12 protein-coding genes are annotated in these 19756 nt (G+C 60.3%); 6 read left to right on the top strand and 6 right to left on the bottom strand.

Translation table 11 applies throughout. The features are described from left to right. Positions 1-18: 18 nt before the first annotated feature. The 6 genes from treC (at position 19) to tadA (ending at position 7875) form a co-directional block, all read left to right on the top strand. Positions 19-1668 (top strand): alpha,alpha-phosphotrehalase, encoded by a 1650-nt coding sequence (treC, locus tag BMY54_RS07450; RefSeq protein ID WP_093430633.1) that lies wholly within the window; start codon positions 19-21, stop codon positions 1666-1668. A 105-nt stretch (positions 1669-1773) separates the two neighbouring features. After that, positions 1774-2997 carry a maltoporin gene (locus BMY54_RS07445; protein WP_093430632.1) on the top strand — a complete coding sequence of 408 codons (1224 nt, stop codon included), beginning with the start codon at positions 1774-1776 and terminating at the stop codon, positions 2995-2997. Between the two features lie 62 nt (positions 2998-3059). Next, on the top strand, positions 3060-5588 hold the full coding sequence (ptsP, locus tag BMY54_RS07440) for a phosphoenolpyruvate--protein phosphotransferase (RefSeq protein WP_093430708.1): 2529 nt from the start codon (positions 3060-3062) through the stop codon (positions 5586-5588). A gap of 2 nt (positions 5589-5590) precedes the next feature. Next, positions 5591-5881, top strand: a complete 291-nt coding sequence (locus BMY54_RS07435) for a PTS sugar transporter subunit IIB (RefSeq protein ID WP_093430631.1) — start codon at positions 5591-5593, stop codon at positions 5879-5881. A 117-nt stretch (positions 5882-5998) separates the two neighbouring features. Beyond that, a complete protein-coding gene (locus tag BMY54_RS07430) occupies positions 5999-7375 on the top strand; it encodes a multicopper oxidase family protein (protein ID WP_093430630.1) in 1377 nt (458 codons plus the stop codon). Beyond that, positions 7375-7875 (top strand): tRNA adenosine(34) deaminase TadA, encoded by a 501-nt coding sequence (gene tadA / locus BMY54_RS07425; RefSeq protein ID WP_093430629.1) that lies wholly within the window; start codon positions 7375-7377, stop codon positions 7873-7875. The genes BMY54_RS07430 and tadA overlap by 1 nt, the downstream gene beginning before the upstream one ends. Positions 7876-8144: 269 nt before the next feature. Here tadA and cmoB read toward each other — a convergent pair whose 3' ends face one another. From cmoB to BMY54_RS07395, 6 genes are all read right to left on the bottom strand, one after another. Next, a complete protein-coding gene (gene cmoB / locus BMY54_RS07420) occupies positions 8145-9101 on the bottom strand; it encodes a tRNA 5-methoxyuridine(34)/uridine 5-oxyacetic acid(34) synthase CmoB (protein WP_093430628.1) in 957 nt (318 codons plus the stop codon). After that, positions 9098-9877, bottom strand: a complete 780-nt coding sequence (gene cmoA / locus BMY54_RS07415; protein ID WP_175559565.1) for a carboxy-S-adenosyl-L-methionine synthase CmoA — start codon at positions 9875-9877, stop codon at positions 9098-9100. The genes cmoB and cmoA overlap by 4 nt, the downstream gene beginning before the upstream one ends. Positions 9878-10042: 165 nt before the next feature. After that, entirely contained in the window at positions 10043-10681 is a 639-nt protein-coding gene (locus tag BMY54_RS07410; RefSeq protein ID WP_175559564.1) for a lysoplasmalogenase, read from the bottom strand. A gap of 2 nt (positions 10682-10683) precedes the next feature. Continuing rightward, a complete protein-coding gene (locus tag BMY54_RS07405; RefSeq protein WP_093430626.1) occupies positions 10684-11076 on the bottom strand; it encodes a protease inhibitor I42 family protein in 393 nt (130 codons plus the stop codon). 257 nt (positions 11077-11333) lie between these two features. Then, positions 11334-13751, bottom strand: coding sequence for an endopeptidase La (lon, locus tag BMY54_RS07400; RefSeq protein ID WP_093430625.1), 2418 nt, complete (start codon positions 13749-13751; stop codon positions 11334-11336). 271 nt (positions 13752-14022) lie between these two features. Beyond that, a complete protein-coding gene (locus BMY54_RS07395; protein WP_093430624.1) occupies positions 14023-19749 on the bottom strand; it encodes a membrane-targeted effector domain-containing toxin in 5727 nt (1908 codons plus the stop codon). Positions 19750-19756: the final 7 nt, after the last annotated feature.

Genomic DNA, 19756 nt, shown 5'->3' with positions numbered 1-19756 from the left:
TATTGAAGGAGTTGTGCCATGCAAGACTGGCAGCGTTCGGTGATCTACCAGATCTATCCGAAGAGTTTTCATAGTCACGCCGGTAACCCGACGGGTGATCTGCTCGGTATCGTCGCCAAACTCGATTACCTGAAGTGGCTGGGCGTCGACTGTTTATGGATAACGCCATTTCTGCGTTCGCCGCAACGCGATAACGGCTATGACATCAGCGATTACTACGCCATCGACCCGAGCTACGGCAGCATGGCCGACTGCGAATTGCTGATCGCCGAGGCGGGCAAGCGCGGGATCAAGCTGATGCTCGACATCGTGGTCAATCACACCTCGATCGAACACGTCTGGTTTCAACAGGCGCGCAGCAGCCTCGACAATCCTTACCGTGACTTCTACATCTGGCGTGATCAGCCGAACAACTGGGAATCCAAGTTCGGCGGTTCCGCCTGGGAGTACGAAGCCCAGACCGGTCAGTATTACCTGCACCTGTTCGACCACACCCAGGCCGACCTGAATTGGGACAATCCCAAGGTGCGCGCTGAAGTGTTCCGGATGATGCAATTCTGGCGAGACAAGGGCGTCGGCGGCTTTCGCCTGGACGTGATCAATCTGATCTCCAAGCCTGCGGACTTCCCCGAAGACGACAGCGATGGCCGACGCTTTTATACCGACGGGCCGAATGTCCATGCGTACTTGCAGCAGATGCACCGCGAAGTCTTCGAAGGGCACGACCTGATCAATGTCGGCGAGATGTCTTCGACCAGCCTCGAACACTGCATTCGCTATTCGAATCCGCAGTCGAAAGAGTTGTCGATGACCTTCAACTTTCATCACCTGAAAGTCGATTATCCAAACCTGCAGAAGTGGGTGCGCGCCGACTTCGATTTCCTTCAGCTAAAGAAAATTCTGTCCGACTGGCAGACCGGCATGCAGGCGGGGGGCGGCTGGAACGCGCTGTTCTGGTGCAACCACGATCAGCCGCGCGTGGTCTCGCGCTTCGGCAACGACGGCGAGTACCGCGAATGCTCGGCGAAGATGCTCGGCACCGCACTGCACTTTCTGCAGGGCACGCCGTTCGTGTATCAGGGCGAAGAGTTGGGCATGACCAATCCGGGGTTCGAATCGATCGAGCACTATCGCGATGTCGAGACGCTGAACATTTTTCGCCTCAAGCGCGAGGCTGGCAGCAGCGATGCCGACAACATGGCAGCGATCATGCAGAAATCCCGCGATAACGGGCGCACGCCGATGCACTGGGACGCCGGGCCAAACGCCGGTTTCAGCCGTGCCGAACCGTGGATCGGAGTGCCGGCCAATGCTGCGCAGATCAACGTCGCAAACCAGCTCGACGATCCGGATTCTGTGTTGCATCACTACCGCCGTCTGATCGCGCTGCGCCGCAGCGAATCGCTGATGACCGAAGGGGTGTACCGACAATTGCTGCCTGAACATCCGCAAGTCTGGGCGTATGTGCGTGAAGGCAGCGCCGAGCGGTTGTTGGTGGTGAACAACTTCTACGGGACAACCTGTGAAGTGGAATTACCGGCGACGGTCATCAGTGAATCGATGAGCCAGCGCCAGTTGATCAGCAACTATCCGGACGGCCCGTTGCGCAAGCGCCAGGTGACGTTGCGACCTTACGAGTCCTTCGTCCTGCACCTGATCGATCCCTGACCTTTAACTAAAAAAACAACGTTCAAAAAACACGCAAAGCACTGCGCGGGGGATTTCTGCGCGCCGAATTCATGCAACCAGACAATAAAAACAATGGGGTGGCTTATGAAAACAACAATAAATCGCAGCCTTGCAGTCGCAGGTTTTTGCCTGGCCTTACCGCCAACGTCACAAGCGCTGGAGTTTGGCGGCTACCTGCGCAGCGGTGTCGGCACGTCGGTCAACAGCAGCGGTCAGTCGTGCTTCCAGTTACCGGGTGCGCAGACCAAATATCGCTTGGGTAACGAATGCGAGCAGTACGGCGAACTCGAGTTGCGGCAGGACCTGTACACCCTCGACGACGGTTCGGTCCTGAGTGTCGACGGCATGGCCTCGCTGTATAACCGCTACGACCGCAGCCCCACGTTCAAAGACGACAATGGTTCGATCCGCTTGCCGCAGGCCTACGCACAGTGGTCGGCGATGCCCGCGCTCAACGGTGGTTCATTGTGGGCCGGACGCCGTTACTACAAGCGCAATGACATCCATATTTCCGACTTCTACTACTGGAACCAGAGCGCCACGGGGGGCGGGGTCGAAGACGTGTTGATCGGCGATCTGAAATACAGCTATGCCTTCTCGCGCAAGGACAACCTGTACCAGAAGGACTACATCAATCGGCACGACTTCAACGTCGCCGGTTTCAAGACCAATCCAGGCGGTGAGCTGGAGTTCGGCTTGAGTTATATCGACAAACCCGACAGCCGCGATGCCCACCGGGGCTGGGCGATCACCACGCAACATGTGCAGACGGATTTTCTCGGCGGCAAAAACAAACTGGCGTTGCAATACGGTGAAGGGCCGGGCACCGGGCTGGGTTATACCGGCAACGTCAAACTGGACGACAGCAACAAGAGTTACCGGATCGTCGAGTTTTTCGACTGGCAAGTGACGCCGCGTTTCGGTGGCCAGATCGCGGCGGTGTACCAGAAAGACATTCGCCCGGACGGTGTCGACCAGAACTGGATCTCGCTGGGGGTGCGACCGACTTATGCGCTCAGCGAACACTTCAAATTGGTCACCGAACTGGGCCACGATCAAGTCGAAGCCCCGGGTGGCACGCGCAAACTGAGCAAATTCACGTTTGCCCCGACCTGGTCGCCCAAAGGCCCGGAGTTCTGGGCGCGCCCCGAGGTGCGGCTGTATTACACGTACGCCACCTGGAACGAGGCGGCCAAACGGGCGGCCAACGAACTGGCCAAAGGCTCGGCACTCTCCGACACCGGCGCCTTCGGTAGCGCTCGCCACGGTGCGAATGTCGGATTGCAGGTCGAATACTGGTGGAAATAAGCGATGCTGATGGAGCGTCGCGCTCCATGGGCACTTCAAAGAACAAAACTGCAGGTGACGTCATGGCCACACCCCAACCATTGCAATTGCTGGCTCCCTTGTCCGGTGTCCTGATCGCGCTTGAGCAGGTGCCCGATCCGGTGTTTTCCGGGCGCGTGATCGGCGACGGTCTGTGCATCGACCCGACTTCATCGACCCTGTGTGCGCCCATGGCCGGCGTCATCAGTAACGTGCAGGCCAGCGGGCATGCCGTGAGCATCACCGATGACCATGGCGTACAAGTGTTGATGCACATCGGCCTTGATACCGTGAACCTCGGCGGGCAAGGCTTCACCCGCCTGGTTGAAGAGGGGCAACGGGTTGCCGCCGGACAAGCGTTGATCGAGTTCGACGCCGATTACATTGCCCGGCATGCGCGCAGCCTGATGACATTGATGCTGGTGGTCAGCGGAGAGCCTTTCACCTGGCAGGTCGCGTCGAGCGGATGGGTCGAAACCGCTCAGCCGTTGCTTGAGCTCGCCCGTACTCAGGCTTGTGGCGTGGATGCTGGCGCGGCAGAAGGTCAGGCCGTGTTCTCTCAAACGTTGAAACTGCCCAATCCTAACGGATTGCACGCGCGCCCGGCAGCGGTGTTCGCGCAAGCGGCAAAGGGCTTCGTGGCAAAGATTTACCTGCATAAACAGCAGGCTCAGGCCAACGCCAAATCCCTGGTGGCGATCATGGCGTTGCAGACCGCGTGCGGCGACAGCGTGCAGGTCAGTGCGGTGGGCGAAGATGCTGACGCGGCAATCGAGGCGCTGACTCGATTACTGATTGAAGGCTGCGGTGAAACGGTGACGGCGGTGGCGCCAGTCGAGCTGGTTGAAACCGAGGTTCTGACCCTGCTGCGTGGCGTCTGCGCGTCACCCGGTTCGGCGTTGGGCCAAGTGGTGCAGATCAGCGAGCCGGTGTTCGACGTCAGCGAGTTTGGCGGCGGCGCAGACGGCGAGCGCGAGGCCCTCGCCAATGCCCTGATCGAAGCCGATCTGGCCTTGCAGCATTTGCGCGACACCGCCGCTGGCGAGGCCGAGGCCGAGATCTTCAAGGCGCATCAGGAACTGCTCGAAGATCCGGGGCTGCTCGATCAGGCCCAGGCATTGATCAGCGAGGGCAAAAGCGCAGCGTTTGCCTGGCGCGCAGCCACTGAAGAAACCGCGGCGATGTTTCGCCAACTGGGCAGTGCGTTGCTGGCTGAACGGGCGGCGGACCTGACCGATGTCGGGCGCCGCGTGCTCAAGCTATTGCTGGGGATTGGCGAGCAGGCGATGGAGCTGCCGCATGGAAGCATTCTGATTGCCGATCAACTGACCCCGTCGCAGACCGCCGGCATCGATACCAGCAAGGTGCTGGGTTTTGCCACGGTCGGCGGCGGCGCAACCAGTCACGTGGCGATTCTTGCGCGCGCTTGTGGTCTGCCGTCGATCTGTGGGGTGCCGGTGCAGATGTTGGCGTTGAGCAACGGCACCCCGGTGTTGCTCGATGCCGACAAGGGCGAATTGCATGTGCGTCCCGATCCTGCGGCCGTCAGTCAATGGCAGGCGCGGCACGCGCAACAGCGTCAACGCCATGAGCATGAGTTGGCCAGTGCATCGCTCGCGGCGCGGACCCGTGACGGCCATCACGTCGAGGTGTCGGCCAACGTCGCCTCGTTAGCGGAAACCGAGCAGGCCATGGCCCTTGGCGGTGCGGGTGTCGGCCTGCTGCGTTCGGAGTTTCTCTACCTGGGCCGTAATCATGCGCCGAGCCATGACGAACAGGCTGCGACCTACAGCGCCATCGCTCGCTGCGTGGGACCTGCGCACAATCTGGTGGTGCGCACCCTTGATGTCGGTGGTGACAAACCGCTGGCCTACGTGCCGATGGACAGCGAAACCAACCCGTTCCTTGGCGTGCGCGGCATTCGTTTGTGCCTGGAGCGCCCGCAGTTATTGCGTGAGCAGTTCCGGGCCATGCTCGGCTGCTGCGAGCTGACACGTTTGCACATCATGTTGCCGATGGTCACGCAACTGTCGGAGCTGCGTCTGGCGCGGCAAATGCTTGACGAGGAAATCCTCGCGCTGGGACTCACGCAACGGCCGAAACTGGGGATCATGATCGAGGTGCCGGCCGCGGCGCTGATGGCGGACCTGTTTGCGCCGCTGGTGGATTTTTTCTCGATCGGCACCAATGACCTGACGCAATACACCCTGGCGATGGATCGCGATCACCCGCGTCTGGCCAGTCAGGCGGACAGTTTTCATCCCTCGGTATTGCGCCTGATCGCCATGACTGTGAAGGCCGCGCACGCCCATGGCAAATGGGTCGGAGTCTGCGGGGCAATGGCCTCGGAACGTCTGGCGGTGCCGTTGTTGCTGGGGTTGGGCGTGGATGAACTGTCGGTGAGCGTGCCGATGATTGCACCGGTCAAGGCGACGGTGCGCGAACTCGAGCTGGCCGATTGTCAGATCATCGCCCAACAGGTGCTGGGGCTGGAAAGTGCCGGGCAGGTGCGCGAGGCGTTGCAGCTCTTTCACGAGGCAACCGTCGATACTTTACGGGTTCTGGAGAACTGAAGATGTTGGATAAATGGCAGAAGGCATTCTGGAAAGCCCTGACCCCGGATCTGGTGGTGGACACACCCGAAGTCCTCGCCGAGCCGAGCGCCGGATTGAGCGCCGCGATCGTCGCGGCGCTGGGCGGTGTGGATAACCTCCAGTCACAGCAACCGCTGGCGTTGACTCGGGTGCGGGTTGTATTGCGTGATGTGTCGGGTATCGATCAACAGGCGTTGAGCGTCGCCGGGGTCGCGGGCGTGATGCCCTTGGAGGACGGTGTCGTGCACCTGATTACCGGGCTGCGATCTTAAGCCGACAGCTGATGTGCGGCCTCAGGTCGCCCTTACTGTTTCTCAACCGCAGGTGTATCGTATTCGCCTTTTGCAGGCTTTCAGGGCCTGTCGCTGATACGTGAGGTAGTTGAGTTCATGTCCTTTACCCGTCGCCAAATCCTCGGTGGCCTGGCCGGTCTTGTTGTCGTTGGTGTCGGTGCGGGGGGCGCGTCGCGGTATTGGCTGGGAAAAATGGCCGACGCCGAGGCGGGCCACGACTATGAGCTGATCGCCGCACCGCTGGACGTCGAGCTGGTGCCGGGGCACAAGACCGAGGCCTGGGCATTCGGGCCGTCGGCGCCGGGCACCGAGTTGCGTGTGCGTCAGGGTGAATGGCTGCGGGTGCGCTTCATCAACCACCTGCCGGTGGCGACGACCATTCACTGGCACGGCATTCGTCTGCCGCTGGAAATGGACGGCGTGCCGTACGTCTCGCAACTGCCGGTGCTGCCGGGCGAGTACTTCGATTACAAGTTCCGCGTACCGGATGCCGGCAGCTACTGGTACCACCCGCACGTCAGCAGCAGCGAAGAACTGGGGCGCGGGCTGGTCGGGCCGCTGATCATCGAAGAGCGCGAGCCGACCGGATTCAAGTACGAAAAGACCCTGAGCCTGAAAAACTGGCACATCGATGACGAAGGCAATTTCGTCGAATTCAGCATTCCCCGTGAAGCGGCGCGTGGCGGTACGGCGGGGCGGTTGTCGACCATCAACGGTGTGCCAACCCCGGTGATCGACCTGCCGGCCGGGCAGATTACCCGCGTGCGTTTGCTCAACCTCGACAACACGTTGACTTACCGCATCAACATTCCCGGCGTCGAAGCGCAGATCTATGCGCTGGACGGCAACCCGGTCGAACCGCGGCCGCTGGGCAAGGAATACTGGCTGGGCCCGGGCATGCGTATCTGTCTGGCGATCAAGGCGCCGGCAGCGGGTGAAGAATTGTCGCTGCGCAACGGCCCGGTGCGTCTGGGCACGCTGCGTTCAGTGGCCAATAACGATGCGCCGACTGACTGGCCGAAAGCGTTGCCGGCCAACCCGGTGGCGGAGCCGGACCTGGCCAATGCCGAGAAACTCAACTTCAATTTCGAGTGGGTCGGCTCGGTATCGGTCAACGTCGACAACGGCAGGCCGCCGAGCCTGTGGCAGATCAACGGCAAGGCCTGGGACATCACCGACAAGACCTGCGCCGACCGGCCGATTGCCAGTCTGAAACTGGGGCAGAGCTACATCTTCGAATTGAAGAACATGACCCAGTATCAGCACCCGATCCACCTGCACGGCATGAGTTTCAAGGTGATCGCGTCGAACCGGCACAAGATCATTCCGTACTTCACCGACACCTACCTGCTGGGCAAGAACGAGCGCGCGCAAGTGGCGCTGGTGGCCGATAATCCGGGGGTGTGGATGTTCCACTGCCACGTGATCGATCACATGGAAACCGGCCTGATGGCCGCCATCGAGGTGAAGTGATGCGCCAGATTCGCCCTGCGGCAATTATCGACCGCAGCCGTGATCGCGATTTCATGCGCGAAGCGCTGCTCCTCGCCGCACAAGGCGCAGCCCTCGGCGAAGTGCCGGTGGGCGCGGTGCTGGTGCAGGACGGCGAGATCATCGGTCGCGGTTTCAATTGCCCGATCAGCACCAGCGACCCGAGTGCCCACGCGGAAATGGTCGCCATTCGCGAGGCCGCGCAGGCGGTGGATAACTATCGTCTGCCGGGTAGCACGCTGTATGTGACGCTGGAGCCGTGCAGCATGTGCGCCGGTTTGATCGTGCATTCGCGGGTGGCGCGGGTGGTGTATGGCGCGCTGGAACCGAAAGCGGGGATTGTGCAGAGTCAGGGGCAGTTCTTCATTCAGGGCTTTTTGAATCACCGGGTGTTGTATGAGGGTGGGGTGTTGGCGGATGAGTGTGGCGCGGTGTTGACCGAATTCTTTCGCGCCCGAAGAGCAAAAAACCCCTCACCCTAACCCTCTCCCGGAGGGAGAGGGGACTGACCGAGTTGGATGGGCGAGGTCCGCCGACCTGAGATACCGAGTCGAACTCAAGTTTAGAAAAGCCCAAAGATCGGCCCCCTCTACCAGGGGGAGAGGGGACTGACCGAGCTGGATGGGCCAAGTCCGTCGACCTGAGATTCCGAGTCGAACTCAAGTTTTGAAAAGCCCAAAGATCAGCTCCCTCTCCCTGGGGAGAGGGCTGGGGTGAGGGGTGGGCTCACCGCGGTGTTTGGGCGATTGGATTATTTACGAGCGACAATCACCGCACGCATCGGCGCCGGCAATCCTTCGATGGTTTTGCTGTGGTCCTCGGGATCAAGGAAGTCGCTCAGCGACTGATACTTCATCCACTCAGTCCCGCGCTGTTCTTCAACCGTGGTTGTGCTCACGTCCACGCAACGAATATCGGTGAACCCGGCACGGCGCAGCCACAACTCCAGCGCCGGCACCGACGGCAGGAACCACACATTACGCATCTGCGCATAACGATCTTCCGGCACCAGCACCTGATGCTTGTCGCCTTCGACCACCAGCGTTTCCAGCACCAGTTCGCCGCCCTTGACCAGGCAATCCTTCAGCGCCAGCAAATGCTCGATCGGCGAGCGACGGTGGTAGAACACGCCCATGGAAAACACCGTGTCGAAGCCTTCTAGGTTTGGCGGCAGGTCTTCGAACGGAAAGGGCAGGTGCCAGGCATTGGGTTCTGACAGATAACGCTGCACGGCCTGGAACTGGCAGAAGAACAGCCAGTTCGGGTCAACACCGATCACACTGTCCGCGCCGGCACCGAGCATGCGCCACATGTAATAACCGTTGCCGCAACCGACATCGAGGATGCGTTTGCCCTTCAAGTCGAGGTGCGGAGAGACACGCGACCACTTCCAGTCCGAACGCCATTCGGTGTCGACGTGCACCCCAAACAAATCAAACGGGCCTTTGCGCCAGGGCGACAGGCCCATCAGCGCGGTACGCATCTGCGCGCGGGTTTCCTCGTCGCAGTCGGTGTCGAGTTTCAGACCGTTGAGCAGGTCGACTTCGCTCGGCTGGATTTTCGGCAGGGCATCCAGCGCACTTTGCCAGCGCTCCAGGTCGCCGTGACCTTTCTCCATTTTCTTGTCGAGTTGCGCTTGCAGGGTGTTGGCCCATTCGGCCAGTGGTGTGCCGGCCAGACGGCGGGCGAGGGGGGACAGATCAATCATGGCAAGGCAATCAACGAGGCAAAGTTAAGACACTGGAACCACGGCACGACTTTCGAGAACCCGGCGGCCAGCAGGCGTTCGCGGTGTTCTTCGAGGCTGTCGGGCTTCATGACGTTTTCGATGGCGCTGCGCTTCTGGGCGATTTCCAGTTCGCTGTAGCCGTTGGCGCGTTTGAAGGCGACATGCAGATCGGTGAGCAGCGCGTGTTCTTCGGCATCGTTGAAGCGCAGCTTCTCCGAGAGGATCAGCGCGCCGCCCGGCAGCAGCGATTGGCGAATGCGCGAGAGCAACGCCGTGCGCTGATCGGGGGCGATGAATTGCAGGGTGAAGTTCAGCGCCACCACCGAGGCGGGCTGGAAGTCGAGGGCGAGAATGTCGCCTTCGATCACTTCGACCGGCAGCAACTCCTGGAACATCGAGTCCTGACCGTTGAGGTATTCGCGGCAGCGCTCAACCATCGCTGCCGAGTTATCCACAGCGATTACCCGGCAACCGTCGGTGCGCACGTGGCGACGCAGGGCTTGAGTGACAGCGCCCAAGGACGAGCCGAGGTCGTAGAGCACGCTGTTCGGCTGGGCGAACTGCGCGGCGAGCACGCCGAGGTTTTCGACGATGGTCGGGTAACCCGGCACCGAGCGCTTGATCATGTCCGGGAACACCCGCACCACGTCTTCATTGAAGGCGAAGTCGGGCACCTGGGCCAAAGGCTTGGCGAAAATACGATCGGGTTCTTTGCTCACGGCGGTTCCGGCGGTGTCGGTGGAAAAGGCCGGCATTTTAGCCAAAGTGGCGCGCGGATGCTTGGGTTGTCTGATAAAGCGTTTTTTTGCCGGTGATCGTTCCCACGCTCTGCGTGGGAATGCCGCCCCGGACGCTCCGCGTCCCCGCGCAAATGACGCAGAGCGTCACAGGATGCATTCCCACGCGGAGCGTGGGAACGATCAGATTCGTTTAGTCTGGGAGAACGCCGAGGCGGCGATGCCCCATTGGCCCAGCCAGTAGCTGAGGATGATGACATACGGTGCAGCGTGAAATGGCGATACAAACCGGTCAATGCCAATCACGCTGTCGGAGAACACAAACGCCACTGCACCGCCCGCCGCCAGCAACGCCGAGCGTTTCGGCACATCGGTGCCGAGACGAGCAAGTGCGCGCCAGAGCATCGCGCTGATCGCAGTGCCGTACACGATCACCGGCACCAGCAACGGACCTAACCCGCTGGAAATCAGAATCCCCAGTAAGACCGCTCCAACACCGAGCGCGAGCACCAAGGGCATCACCGCCAAACGCTTGCAGTCGCTCAGATAAGCCTTCAGATAAGCCAGGTGTGCGACCAGAAACGCACCGAGGCCAAACACGAAGAGGTCCCCCGGCCATGCCAGCAACACATCACCCAGCAACGAGAAAATCAGGCCGAGACTGATCCAGCGCCGATAGTCGCTGGGCGGTGCGTCATGGAGCCAGCCGAGCAGCGCCAGCACCGGCAATGGTTTGACCAACAGACACAGTAACGCCGCGTGGGTGCTGACACCGTAGAGAAACGTCACCGCGCCCATCAGCGCCAGAATCAGCCAGCCCACGATCAGTTCACCGAAATGGCGCAGTCAAAGGTTTCCACTGGCAGCACTTCCGGTGCCCATGGCTGTTGCGAGGTCAGGCGCAGACGCCCGGTGCCGGGGGCAAATGCTTGAAAGCGCCAGGTCGATACGCCCGCCGCACCGACGACGCCGGCGTCTTCCGGATTGCTATAGACCTCGGGGCTGAGTGCACGCAATACGCCGCCAGCCGAATCCTGAATGGCCCAGCGATAGCCGGTGGTCGGGTTGCTTGGCAGCATGATGATGAGGTTTTGCCCGTTAGTCAGCCGTACGGGGCATTCGCTTTGTTTTTCCACGGTCACGTTGTGTTTCGGTTGTGTGGCGCAGGCGGCCAGCAACGAAAGGGCGAGGGGGACAAACAGGCGAGTGGGGGACATAAGGTCAGAGGCTCCGGCGTTTACGACGAACGGCGAGCATAACTGAAGATGAGACAAAGTGTGACAACGCCAAGCCCTCACCCTAACCCTCTCCCAGAGGGAGAGGGGACTGACCGGGGGATATTCCAGAAGTCCACCGACCTGAAATAGATCATTGAATCCATAATCGACTCGGTGTTTCAGGTCGATGTATAGCGCAAGACAACTCGGTCGGCTCCCTCTCCCTGTGGGAGAGGGCTGGGGTGAGGGGCTGTTTGTCAGAACAGGATCTTCGCCACATCGGCAAACTTCTTCGCGAAATGCACAGTAATCCCTTCCTTCAGATAATCCGGCAATTCCTCAAAATTGCCCCGGTTCGGCTCCGGCAGAATCAACTCGAAAATCTTCTGCCGGCGCGCCGCAATCACCTTCTCGCGCACCCCGCCAATCGGCAGCACATGCCCGGTCAGGGTCAATTCGCCGGTCATCGCTACACCTTTCTTCGGCGGCTGATTGCGTGCGAGCGAGAGCAGGGCGCTGGCCATGGTCACGCCGGCGCTCGGGCCGTCCTTGGGTGTCGCGCCTTCCGGTACGTGCAGGTGGACGAAGGCTTCGTCGAAGAACTTCGCGTCGCCGCCGAATTGTTTCAGGTGTGAGCTGACGTAGCTGTAGGCGATCTCCGCCGACTCCTTCATCACATCACCCAGTTGCCCGGTGAGTTTGAAGCCACGGTTAAGCGTGTGAATCCGCGTAGCTTCGATCGGCAACGTCGCGCCGCCCATGCTGGTCCATGCCAGACCGGTAATCACGCCAGTACCGGACAGCACTTGTTCGTTGCGGAACACTGGATGGCCGAGTGACGCTTCGAGGTCTTTCGGCCCGAGTTTGATCACCGCTTTCGGTTCGTCGATCAGCTTCATCACCGCTTTGCGCACCAGTTTGCCCATTTGCTTTTCCAGCTGACGCACGCCGGCTTCACGGGCGTAACCGTCGATCAAGGCTTTGAGCGCGGTGTCGCTGATGCTCAGGCTGCCCTTTGACACGCCGGCCTTTTCCAGCAGTTTTGGCCACAGGTGACGCTTGGCGATGGCGACTTTTTCTTCGGTGATGTAGCCCGACAGGCGAATCACTTCCATGCGGTCGAGCAATGGGCCGGGGATCGAATCCAGAGTGTTGGCGGTGCACACGAAGAGGACTTTCGACAGGTCCATGCGCAGGTCGAGGTAGTGGTCGAGGAATTCGACGTTCTGCTCCGGGTCGAGGGTTTCCAGCAGCGCCGAAGCCGGGTCGCCCTGGTAGCTCTGGCCCATCTTGTCGATTTCATCGAGCATGATCACCGGGTTCATCACCTCGACGTCTTTCAACGCCTGCACCAGTTTGCCCGGCTGTGCGCCGATGTAGGTGCGGCGGTGGCCCTTGATCTCGGCCTCATCACGCATGCCGCCGAGGCTGAAGCGGTAGAACGGCCGGCCGAGTGATTCAGCGATGGATTTACCGACGCTGGTTTTACCCACGCCTGGCGGGCCGACCAGCAACACGATGGAACCGCTGATCTCGCCTTTATAAGCACCCACGGCGAGGAATTCGAGGATGCGATCCTTGATGTCGTCGAGGCCGGCGTGGTGTTTGTCGAGGATTTTGCGCGCGTGCTTGAGGTCGAGTTTGTCCTCGCCGTAGACGCCCCACGGCACCGAGGTCGCCCAGTCGAGGTAGTTACGGGTGACCGCGTACTCGGGCGAACCGGTTTCGAGGATCGACAGCTTGTTCATTTCTTCTTCGAGGCGCTTCTGCACTTGGGCCGGCAGGACTTTGCCTTCCAGGCGCTGCTCGAACTGTTCAAGGTCGGCGCTGCGGTCGTCCTTGGTCAGGCCGAGTTCCTGCTGAATGACCTTGAGTTGTTCCTTGAGGAAGAACTCGCGCTGATGCTCGCCGATCTTGCGGTTAACTTCTGCCGAAATCTCTTTTTGCAGGCGCGCGACTTCGACTTCCTTGCGCAGCATCGGCAGGACTTTTTCCATGCGCTTGAGCATCGGCACGCAGTCGAGCACTTCTTGCAGTTCGGGGCCGGTGGCTGAGGTCAGCGCGGCGGCGAAGTCGGTCAGCGGCGACGGGTCGTTGGGGCTGAAGCGGTTGAGGTAGTTCTTCAGTTCTTCGCTGTACAGCGGGTTGAGCGGCAGCAGTTCTTTGATCGCGTTGATCAGCGCCATGCCGTAAGCCTTGACCTCGTCGGTCGGCTCGGTGGGCTGGTGTGGGTATTCGACCTCCACCAGATACGGCGGGCGGTGGTGTTTCAGCCAGGTCTTGATGCGCACTCGGCTCAGGCCCTGGGCGACGAATTGCAGTTTGCCGTTCTCGCGGCTGGCGTGGTGGACTTTGACCAGGGTGCCGTATTGCGGCAGGGCGCCGGTGTCGAAGTGGCGCGGGTCTTCCTGGGGCGTGTCCATGAAGAACAAGGCCAGGGAGTGGTGTTCGGATTTGCTGACCAGTTCGAGGGTCTCGGCCCACGGCTCTTCATTGACGATGACCGGCAGGACTTGGGCCGGGAAGAACGGGCGATTGTGGATCGGGATGATGTAGACCTTGTCCGGCAGGTTCTGGCCGGGCAGGGCGAGGCCTTTGCCGGAAGAGGTGTGTTCGATGTGTTCGGCTTCGGTGTAGTCGTCGGGGTTTTCCGGGAATTCTTGCTGGTCGCTCATGGGGCACCTGCGCAATGGAGTATGGGTCTTAGATGGGGCAGGCCTTGGGTGGTTTCAATGGGGGCAGACGTTTCTGCTTGTGTGTTCAGGGTTTTGACAGGGTTTCTCTGGACCTGGCGACCTCTGTTGTTCGGCTGAACGCCGCCCGCAGCACGCTCGCGCCCAATGGGCTGCGCTATTTCGGCAGGGGGCAGAACTGTGGCATTGACGATAAAAAACCACCGGGCAGTCAGCCCGGTGGTTGTTGGCAATGCGCAGTTACACCTGACGCTTATTTCACCTCGGTCATTCTCAAATCACTGACCAGCATATCGATCAAGGTCCCCAGGTATTTGAAACGCTCATCTTTTTTCTCCCAGCGATCAATGAAAAACAAGCCGTGGTCATTGACCTGAATCGGTGTCTCAACGATGTCGTCGGACCTGGATTTATGCACCAGACGGAGCTCGCCCGTATCCGTGTTTTCGATCATGAACATCCCGGACCGGGTCAGTTTGCTGCGCTCGACGGCCGGCGTCAGGGCTGGTTTGTTCTTGCCGGCGACGGCCACGTCCAGCAGGAAATCGCTGCGCAAGGCCCGGCTATTGGTTCCGCGCTCGCTGGCCACCGCTCTCCAGGTCCCGCGATGGATATCTCTGGCCAGTTCCGGAGCGGTGTCGCGTACGTGGAGACTGACCGCCGAGAGGGTATCCGCCAGACCCGGCACACCCAGGTTGTAGTTAGTGTGGGCATTGCCGATAAGGGCCACCCACTTATGCGGCCCATTTAACAGTTGGTCGGCTTCGATCACTTGGGTGGCAAAATAGCTGAACATCTCGTTTCGCGAGATATCTTCGTTAAACACACCCTTGAGGTGGTAAGACGCCGTGCAATCGAGGGCCCTGATACGGACTTTGTACTTGGCCGCCGCCTGGAGGACCTCTGTGTAGGTATCGTTACCTTTATAAGTGGGCATGTGGCCACGGTCCTGAACGAGCAGGTAATTCTTCAGTCTGTCCGGCATGCGCTGTGTCCGAAAAAAAGTATCCAGATCGGCCTGGTGCAAATCGGTGAACAGATGTTCCACGTAGAGCGTGTCATACCCGGCTTGCTTGAGCGCCTTCATGTACTTTTTCAGCAACGCTTTGCTCGATACGTGGCTATGGGCCTCGCCGATCAGCAGGTTCAAGCGGCCGTCGGCCACCAGCCGCAAAAACTCCTCGAACTTGATGTCTGAGGTGAGCGTCGGGAGCGTGGCAGCGTCAGGGGGCGTGTAATGAGCAAACGTGTCCCTGGCCTTTTTCTCCAGACGCTTGCGGTTGGCGATGAACGCATCGTGCGCCTGTTGTTCTTTCGGTACGGTCGGGGTATAGCGTGAGTCCATGGCTTTGTGCTGATGCAACATCCTCGCGATATCGTTACGCATGGCGGGTGGAATATCGTATTCGCTGAAATGCTCGACAGCAGGGTCAATCGATGCTGGCCGGGAGACGGGTTGAGGCGCCTTGTACGCCGTCGGCCGCTGCACACGATAATCGCCCTTGGCGGCCGAGTCCCCGGGGATTGCCCCGGCTGAATCGAGGCTGATGCGTGCCGCCTGATCCTGTGCGACATCTTCCACGCGCACGGCGACAGCCGCGTGCAGGTCGGCCAGGCCGGGGGTGTTGTCGAAGGTGCTCATGCGTGATTGTTCGGTGAGGACCACCCAGCGCTCCTCAGGCGCATCGGCGATATCGACGGCCAGCGTCTTGTGCGAATAGAAATTCCTGATGCTGTTGCTGCGAGGGGTCAATGGCGAGACGTCGTCCAGTACCATCACTCCTTCCAGTTGATAGCTGGTCGACGCATCCAGCGCATGGATTTTCAGACCCTTTTCGCGCGCTTTACGCACCAGTGCCAGATAAGAGAATGGCGCTTTTTTCTCATGCCCCAGCGCAAGGTCGACGACTTTAAGATGTTTTTCGATGTGTTTCCAGGTTCCGCCCTTATTCAGTTTTTCCAGCTTGATTTTGAAGACATCGCCCGCCAGGTATTCCACGTAAAGTCGCTTGAAGCCGTTGCTCACGAGTTCGTCCACACCCTCGATCAGCAACTGTTTACTGGCGATCGAGCCGGGCTGGGCGCCGATCACCAGATTTTTTCCTTTGACGGCGTCGCTCGCCAGTAACTGGGCAAACGACAGGTCGTCGGCGACTGGCGGGACTTCGGCGCGGGCTGGCAACGGGGCAAGTTCGGCGAAATGCGCGGTGGCGTCGGTGCTGAGCTTTTCGACCTGCTTCAGGTAAGCGGTGCGCGCCGGGACGAAACTTTCCACAAACCCGGCAAGGTAAATTTGCGGATCGATGCCGCTGAAGTCCTGACTGTTTTTGAGCATGTTCTCCCGGATTTGCGGGTTCATCACCATTTCGATGCGATCGTGGTATTTGGACTTCACACCATAGACCTTTTCCGGGCCGGGTGTCTCTGGCACGACCTCGTACTCGAGCGCACCGCCGGCCAAACCACTGCGCACCAACTTTCCGTCTGCGTTGCGCACGGTCAGGATGGTGCTCGAGGTGAGTTCGCCGGAATCCGGATGGGCTCGGTAAAGCAAAAAACGACCGCTGGAGTCAGGATCTTTGTCGATATAGAACAGCTCATTTCTGTACACCACCGGACTCATTTCATTCCGCTTGGGGCCAGGTTCCACTTGTTCGATCACGGTCATGACATCGCGTTGTTCGTTGCTGACACTGGCGAGGCTCTGCCGCACAGGCCGGCGCACAGTTTTGAGCGAACGCAGCGCCGGACGCAGGTCGGTCAGCAACGCGCCGACACTGTTGAACAGATAACCGAGCAGGTGCTGGAACGCTTCGCCGTGGTCACCCTGACGGTACGCGTGCAGCACGAGCATGGCGTCCTTGAACGCCAGGAGCAGGCCGGTGCTCAGGCTCAGCAGCGGGAACGGCGCCGTGGCAATGGCGGTGAACCATTCGACACTGGTCCAGACCAGACCGGCGATCATCTCGGCACGGCTGGTGGTGGTGGCGTTAACGTCGTCGATACGACGTTGCAACTTCATGTCGTAAAGGACAGTGCGCAGGTCACTGACCGCCGCGACTGCGCGGGTCGAGTCGTAACGTGCAGGGCTGGGCGTGGTTTTATTGAGGTCTTTGGGCAACCCTTTCTTGATGTTTTCAAGGTATGTGCGAACCCGGGTTCGGGCACTGACGTCGACGCGCAACGTCAGGTATTCGAGCATGCCGGACTGCTGTTGAAGCAGGTAATTGAACAGCCGCGCTTCGCGGAAAGCGACGCCGTCGGGCGCTTCCGGGGTGTAGAGCAGAACCGGGTTGGCGCCATGGCTGAACAGCCACGCATCGAGCACCCATTCGCCGTCGATCATCAAACGGTGGAGTGGATAGGTCGTGCGCATGGCGCCGGAAGTTTCAGCCATGCTGTCGATACTCTGCTCCAGCCATTGCAGATCATGGCTGGCGATATGGCCCTGCAGCTGGCATTCCAGCGCGGCGCTTTTCATCTGGCGCTGGGTAATGGCCAGGGTCGTGTTGCGCCGAAAGTCATAGCCTTCGCTCGTAGAACTTTGCAGTTCAGCCTTGACCTTGTCGATGTAGCGCTGGCCGATCCACACACCGGTGACCGAGCGCGCGACATTCTGTGCGGTCAGGTTGCTGAGGTCGATGCCCTGCGGGCCTCTGAAACGCGCCGAGCGGGAAAATTTTTCATCGAGAAAACCGACGCCGTCGGCGTAGCCATCGCGATACAGCGTGGTGTAGTTCAGCGGTTTTGGCGTCCACGAGCGCACGATGGCGGTCGGCGAGTAAGCCCAGACGGTATCCGGATCGACATCGTTGGTGGTGCGCTTGAGCAAGCGGTTCAAGCTGATTTTGGCTTGCTCGTGCACGTAGTCATCAAACGCCGGAAAGCGGCTGCCCGACAAGGCATGCTTGTTGAACGCGCGCAAGGCGCCTTCGGCGTCTTCACTCAGGGTCGTCAGCTTTCGGCGGTTGGCAGCCGTGGTGGAGCGATACCACAGCGGTGTACAGAAATCGTAGTCGTCGATCCGTGTGGCGAGCACATGTTCAGCCATCGTGCGCAGGCAATCGGGATGACTGCCGGTGTGAGCGAACGTGACCTTTTGATGCTCCAGCGCCTCAGGTTTGAAACTCAGTCCGGCCAACACGTGGCGCAGCTTTGCGCGAAAGCGCATGGGCGCACGGCTGATCAGGTAGCCGGCCATGCTGTCGGCGGCATCACTGTGTTTGGCCCAGCCCAGCAGGTGGGTCTGGCATTCGCGCTCACTGTCGAAGGCCTGGAATTGTTGCGTTCGCGGCGCCTGTGGTGTGCACAGCAACAGCCGTTTGAGCGCGCCGCCGTCATCGTTCTGGCGCAGCACCCACAAATCCTGCAACTGGGCGCCGTGCAGCGACAGGGTGGCGGCGCGCAGGCGCGCATCGCTACCGTCACGCAGGCGCTGGATCAGTTGCAGGTCACTGTCGAGCAAGTGCCCTTGCAGCACCGCCGTGTGAGCGAGGGCGACGATACGTTTATCGAGCATCTGCTCGATGGCGGGTTTGATTGCGGGCCTGGCCTGCAGCTCATTTTGCAAGTGATTGAAGTCAATCCGAGGCTGCAGCTCCACGGCTTGCCTGATCAGCCACGCCGGCGTCACGTCCGCGTAGGCTGGCGGCAAAGGCGCGTCATCGTAGGTGAGGGTGGTGTACTTCAAAAACTCCGAGCCCGGTAATTCATCGCCGGTGTGCGGGCCGCGCAAGGACAGCTCGAGCAGGCTGGATTGATGCACATAAACGCCGTAGCCCGGCACTCGGCGATCGGTCGCAAGGCTTAACTTTGCCGGCTCGAGATCGTCGATTTCCAGGTCTTCGCTCAGGCGCTCCAGCCATTGCTGGCGGGCCAGTGCCGTCAGACTGCCGGCCGGCTCCATCAAGTCGAGCAGGTCTTGCCGCGCCTGCTGATAGTTGCGCAGATGCTGCGCCAGTGCGTCTTTTTGCGCGGTGCTGGCGCTTCGAAACCAGTCCGGTGCGCTGTAGCGCAGGTGGCGCTCGAACAAGGTTTGCGCGCGTAATTCCAGACGCGACGTGAGATCCGGCAGGGCGGCGGCAATGGCGCGGTCCAGCGCGGTGAGCAATTGCCTGGGGTCTTGCTGTGGGTTTTCGGCGAAGCTCAAGGCGCGCTCGATATCCTGCGTGCGTTTTTCGATCAGCGCGTCGTAGGTGTGTTCGAACAACGGTCTGCTGTCGATTGGCGCGAGCAGCAGCGGCCAGATCCCTGCTGCGCCGACGGCGTGATAGCGCGTCGGCAGCATGGACATGAACTCCTGGCTACCGCTGGCCTGGTTCAGCAATGTGCGCAGTTGGTTGTCGAGATCAGCAAGGGAGTTGAAGAATTCGATGCCTCTTGCGGGGGTAAACAGCAGGGCGAAACCCATGCTCTGGTCGGTCAGCAGGTCCTTGACTCGGCGAGTGTCCTTTTCCGTGACCACAAAGGCGCCGGCCAGCTCAACGGTGGTGTCTTGATAGCTGAACTGCAGCGCGTACATGGCCGGACGCAGCATCGGCACCGCATCGAGCTTTTGCAGCAGCTCGCCGGCTTGCGGGTGCAGCAAGCGGTCGGTGACGGCCTGTCTGGCTTCGTGGCCGATGGCGGTGAAGCCTGCGTCATATTTGAGGAAGGTTTTCGCCGGTTTATCGTCGATCCGGTCGCGTTGATCCATGTTGATCAGTTGAGTGGCCAGCCTGACTTTCAGGGTGGCGATCAGTTGTTTGCCTTCGTCGCTTTGCAGATCGCTGTTTTCCAGCGCCTGATACAGCTCGCGGCTGCGTTGCAGGTAGCTGGTGCGATAGGTTTTCAGTTGTTCGTCGAGGCGTTTCAGAAAGGCCTGTTCGGTACTCGGTTTTTGTTCGGGAAGCAGCGGGGTTGATGTATTGAACAGGTGATGGGCGATCGCGTTGAGATCGTTTTTGACCTCTTCGGAGGTGGGGGTTGTGGCGAGGTTCATGGGCATT

Source organism: Pseudomonas sp. ok266 (assembly GCF_900110195.1).
GTDB classification, from domain to species: domain Bacteria; phylum Pseudomonadota; class Gammaproteobacteria; order Pseudomonadales; family Pseudomonadaceae; genus Aquipseudomonas; species Aquipseudomonas neuropathica.
Note: the sequence above shows the minus strand (reverse complement) of the source record. Positions and strands in the feature narration are given on the sequence as shown.